Annotated in this window: 3 protein-coding genes and 1 pseudogene; 2 read left to right on the top strand and 2 right to left on the bottom strand. The window is 72.4% G+C overall.

The window, feature by feature from the left end; genetic code table 11:
- Nucleotides 1–1,174 (bottom strand): annotated as a pseudogene (locus GSF22_RS30430) (hypothetical protein); the annotation flags it as partial.
- Nucleotides 1,175–1,252: 78 nt separating this feature from the next.
- On the bottom strand, nt 1,253–2,353 hold the full coding sequence (locus tag GSF22_RS30425) for a hypothetical protein (RefSeq protein ID WP_208817356.1): 1,101 nt from the start codon (nt 2,351–2,353) through the stop codon (nt 1,253–1,255).
- Between the two features lie 129 nt (nt 2,354–2,482).
- On the opposite strand from GSF22_RS30425, the gene GSF22_RS30420 reads away from it, so the two are divergent.
- On the top strand, nt 2,483–3,772 hold the full coding sequence (locus GSF22_RS30420) for an adenylosuccinate synthase (RefSeq protein ID WP_208817355.1): 1,290 nt from the start codon (nt 2,483–2,485) through the stop codon (nt 3,770–3,772).
- Between the two features lie 237 nt (nt 3,773–4,009).
- Nucleotides 4,010–4,930: a type IV toxin-antitoxin system AbiEi family antitoxin domain-containing protein gene (locus tag GSF22_RS30415; RefSeq protein ID WP_244454415.1), complete on the top strand. Its 921-nt coding sequence runs from the start codon at nt 4,010–4,012 to the stop codon at nt 4,928–4,930.
- Nucleotides 4,931–5,048 lie beyond the last annotated feature (118 nt).

Below are 5,048 nucleotides of genomic sequence, written 5' to 3'. Positions count from 1 at the left end.
GTACCGGATAGGTGGCGGCGTGCGGTGCCGGCGCCGTCCAGCCGTTCGGGTGGGGCGTTGGGGGCTGGTGGCCGACCGGCTGCTGCGGGCCCGGCTGCGGTACGCCCCAACCACCCGGCTGCGGGCCGGGCGGCGGCGTGGCCGCCCTGCCGTGCGGCGTCGTACCCGGCTGCTGCGGGTACGGCGGCACCGGCTGGGTACCCGGAACGGCGGCCTGTCCGGCGGCCACGCCGGGCTCCACGGTCGGCGGTCGGGCGGTACCGGTGGCCCGGGTGGGCTGGTCAGCCGGTGGCCGCTGCGGTGGCTGGGCCCACGGGGAGACGGCGGCGCTGGCCCGACCCGAGGCGGATTCGGCCGGTACCGGGCCACCGCCGTGGAACAGGGGTGGCGGCACCGGGGCGCTGCCGGTGGCCGGCGGGGCATCGGACACGTCGGACGTGTCGTCCGGGTCCACCCGATCCGGTCCGGTGCCGGCGGTCGTGCCGTCCGCAGTGCTGCCCACCGGAGTGCTGCCTGCTGGGCGGTCCGGTGCTCCGGCGACCGGGCTGCGGTCCGGTGCGGCGGTCGTCGTGCTGCCCGTCGGGTGGTCCGGCGCTGCGGTCGTCGGGGTACGGCCCGGTGCGGCGGTCGGCCCGGGTTCCGGGCTTCTGGCCTGCACCGGGACGAAGGGCATGGTCACCGGCTCGTCCAGGGTGAACGGTTGGTGCAGGTCGACCGCCGGTGGTGGCGCTGGCGACACCGGGTCGAGCGGCTCGGGCGGGTGCGGGGTGGCGGCACCCGGTACCCCGGTGGCCGGCGCGCCGGATTCGACCGCCCCGGGCGTACCCTTCGCCGCATCCGTGCCGATCGCCGGCCCGACCAGCGGCCAGGCCCGGGTGGCGTCGTCCACGAAGGGGCCCGGCGCCTTCGGTGGCACCTGGTCCCCGGTGGTGCGGCCCCCGGGCGGGGAAGCGGGCTGTGCAGGACCGGACGCCACGGAAGGCCACGGCGGACCGGGTACCGGCGGCCAGCCCGACGCGTCACCCGGCCAGCCCGAGCCGGACACTCCCGGCGGTGTGGACGTGGGGCGCCCGGTCTCGATCTGCTCCGGCGGCCAGAACGGTTCGACGTCCCGCTTCGGCACCGGCGTCTCCTGGCCTGCCCGCTGGACCCGGTCGGCGTTCTCGTCTGCCACGATTCCTCCCCCTCCTCCTGCGGCGAGGATATGCCCCCCGGACGATGCCAGCCGGCCACTGCGTCGGCCCGGCGCCGGTCAGCCGGTGTGGACTCCCCACGCACCCGGCTCGATCCACCAGGACCGTTTCCGGTTCAGCTTCCCCTCGACCCCGTCGTCGAGGAAGGGAACGTCCTCGTCCCTCGGGGTCACCGAGACCGCCCGCCCGCGCGCCCGGCGGACCTCCACCCGGACCCGCTTCCTACCCAACGGTGCTCGGGCGAACACGGGAACGGCCACGGCCACCTCCACCACACCGTCGCCCGGATCCGGCGCGGTCAGCAGCGGCAGGCCGTCGAGGGTCGCGTACCCGGCGGCGTTGCCCACCGCGCAGGCCAGCAGCGGGTCGTCCCCGGTGGAGAGGACCGAGTCGTCCACCTCGACCCGCCCCCGCCAGGCGAGCGGCCGACCCGCCTCGTCCGCCGCACCCAGCAGCGCGCCGTCCAGGGTGACCGACCCGGCGTCGTTACGCAGCAGGTCGAGACGGCGGACCGGACCGTCGAGTACGGCGTTCGCCACGGCCACCGGATCACGGGGCAGCCCCAGTTGGGCGGCCAGGTCACGGGGAGCCGCACCACGGGCCGGGTCGAGCGGCAGTACCCCGATCGCGGGCAGGTCCGGCACGGTCCGGTTGTCCGGCAGGTCGACCGGGCGGCGACTGGACGGTGGAGCGTACCGGCGGACCAGCCGGCGCAGGACGGCGCGCAACTGACCGTCACTGGCGGTGGCCACCACGAGCCTGGTCTTCGGGTCCGGGTCGGGCCAGGTGAGACCGTCGTCACGGGCGGGGCCGTCGAGCCGGGCGAGTACCGCGTCGATCTCCGCATCCGAACGGGCGGTGACCGTCTCCACCCGGGCACCCCGGGCGGTGAGGGCATCCGCGCAGGTCAGAACCGGCACCCGGGGCGTACCGCAGGTGTCCGGGCCGGCCCCGTCGGCGCGGTCCGCCCGGTCAGCGGAGGTGTGCCCGCTGGCGTCCGCTCCGGTCGCCTGCCCGGGTACGTCCGCTCCGGTCGCATCTCCGGTCCTGTCCCTGGTCGCGTCCGCTCCCGCAGAGGAACCGCAGCACGAGTCACCGCTGCCACAGCCGGAGCCGGCCCCCCGCTCCGAGGCGAGAGTGAGCAGCACCACGTCGTACACCGGAAGGGGCCTCCTGCCTCGTTGCCCACGGCCCGCGCGGGCCGTGCCGTCCCTACTTGTTAGCCTGACTTCTCGGGCTCGCCATGCGTCGCCACCTGGCACCCGGGCCCCCGTGGAGGCGGGTAAGAGATGCCAGCGATCGTGCTCATCGGCGCACAGTGGGGCGACGAGGGCAAGGGCAAGGTTACCGACCTGCTGGGTGAGCGGGTCGACTACGTCGTCCGGTACTCCGGCGGCAACAACGCCGGGCACACGGTGATCACTCCGGACGGGCAGAAGTACGCCCTGCACCTGATGCCGTCCGGCGCGCTCTCACCCAACGCCATGATCATCATCGGTAACGGTGTGGTGGTCGACCCGAAGGTGCTGCTCGCCGAGATCGACGGGCTCGCCGAGCGCGGCGTCGACGTCTCCCGGCTGCGCATCTCCGGTGACGCACACCTGATCATGCCGCACCACCGGGCCCTGGACCGGGTCGTCGAGCGGTACCTCGGTTCGTCCCGGATCGGCACCACCGGTCGCGGTATCGGCCCGGCCTACGGCGACAAGGTCGCCCGGATGGGCATCCGGCTCCAGGACCTGCTCGACCCGGGCATCCTGCGCAAGAAGCTGGAACTGGCGCTGCGGGAGAAGAACCAGGTCCTGTTCAAGGTCTACAACCGCAAGGCGCTCGACGTGGACGCGGTGATCGAGGAGTACCTCGGGTACGCGGAGCGGCTGCGGCCGTACATCGCGGAGACCCGGGTGATGCTCTGGGATGCGCTCGACCGTGGCGAGACCGTGCTGCTGGAGGGTGCCCAGGCGACCATGCTCGACATGGACCACGGCACCTACCCCTTCGTCACCTCGTCGAACCCGACCGCAGGCGGGGCGTGCGTGGGCGCGGGTATCCCGCCGACCGCGATCAACCAGGTGATCGCGGTCAGCAAGGCGTACACCACCCGGGTCGGCTCCGGCCCGTTCCCGACCGAACTCTTCGACGACAACGGTCAGCACCTGCGCAAGGTCGGCCACGAGTACGGCACCACGACCGGCCGGGAACGCCGGTGCGGCTGGTTCGACGCCGTCGTCGCCCGGTACGCCTGCCGCCTCAACGGGGTCACCGACCTGGTCATCACCAAGCTGGACGTGCTCACCGGCATGCCGAAGGTGCCGATCTGCGTCGGGTACGAGATCAACGGCGAGCGGTTCGACGACATGCCGATGACGCAGACCGACTTCCACCACGCCACGCCGATCTACGAGGAGATGGACGGCTGGTGGGAGGACATCACGAAGGCGCGTACCGAAGCGGAGCTGCCGGAGAACGCCCGCCGGTACATCGCCCGGATCGAGGAGCTGTGCGGCACCCGGGTCAGCATCGTCGGTGTCGGCCCGGGCCGTGAGGAGAACGTGGTCCGCCACCCCCTCCTCCCCTGAGCCCTGCCTGCTTTGTGCGTGGTGGTCCCCTCGCGTGGTGGCCTCCGCGCGTCCTGGTCTCCGCGCGTTGATCATGAAGTTGTTGTCACTCTCCTCGGCGTGTCGTGACAACAACTTCATGATCAACCGTCGGGGCGGGGGAGTTGTCCACAGGCTGCCCGTTGCGGACGGGTGGGAGTTGTCCACAGGGGCTTGTATGATCCCCGGCTCTCGGACCAAATCATCGGCATGGATGCCATGTCGATTCTCCGGCGGATCGCTGCCGACCAGGACGGCACAGTCACGCTGAGTCAGGCCCGGGCGGCCGGTCTCACCGCGCACGAGGTGCATCGGCTGTGCCGCTCGGGCCGCTGGCGCCAGCTGGCGAGGGCGGGATACCTGGTGGACGCCGATCTGCACGACGACATTCCGAGACGGGCCCGGATCCGGGCGGCCGTCGGGTCGTACGGCCGGGGTGCGGTGGCAGTGCTCGACACGGCTGCGGAACTGCACCAGATCGCCGGCCTGCCCACGACCGGGTTGATCCACCTCTCCGTGCCCGGTCCGGCCGCGCGACCATCTCGGGCGGCTCATCCCGAGGTGGTGGTCCACCAGATGGTCATCGATCCGGGTCAGATGTGTCAGGTCGGTGGGATTCCCGTCACCGGCGTGCTTCGTACCGTGGCTGACCTGGTACTCCGGCAGGACCGCTACCACTCCGTCGCGCTGCTCGACTCGGCACTGAACCGGGAGCTTCTCGTCCCGGACGACCTGGCACTGGTGCCGGCCCTGATCAGGGGACGACGGGGTGCGGTGGCGGCCCGGAAGTTCCTCGGCGAGGCGGACGGACGGGCGCAGTCTCCGCTGGAAACCCGTACCCGGCTGCGTTGCGTCGATGGTCGGGTACCTCCGGACGAGCTCCAACTGCCGGTTCGTGACCGTGACGGTCACCTGCTCGGTCTCGGTGATCTGGGTTGGTGGGCGCCGATGGTCATCGCCGAGGCGGACGGCAGGGCGGCGCACGACTCGCCGGACGCGGTCTTCGCCGATCGTCGCCGGCAGAACCGCCTGGTCAACGCCGGCTGGACGGTGCTCCGCTTCACCTGGGCCGACACACTGCGGCCGGACTACATTCCGTACACGGTCCGGCAGGCCATTGCCGCCGCCCGTGTTCGCTGACCGTCGGAACGCGTTGATCATGAAGTTGTTGTCGCGACACGCCGAGGAGAATGACAACAACTTCATGATCGACGCGGCGGGGCGGCGACGCGGCGGGGCGGCGTGACGTGGCGAGGCG

It is taken from the genome of Micromonospora echinofusca (assembly GCF_017614955.1).
GTDB classification, from domain to species: domain Bacteria; phylum Actinomycetota; class Actinomycetes; order Mycobacteriales; family Micromonosporaceae; genus Micromonospora; species Micromonospora echinofusca_A.
Note: the sequence above shows the minus strand (reverse complement) of the source record. Positions and strands in the feature narration are given on the sequence as shown.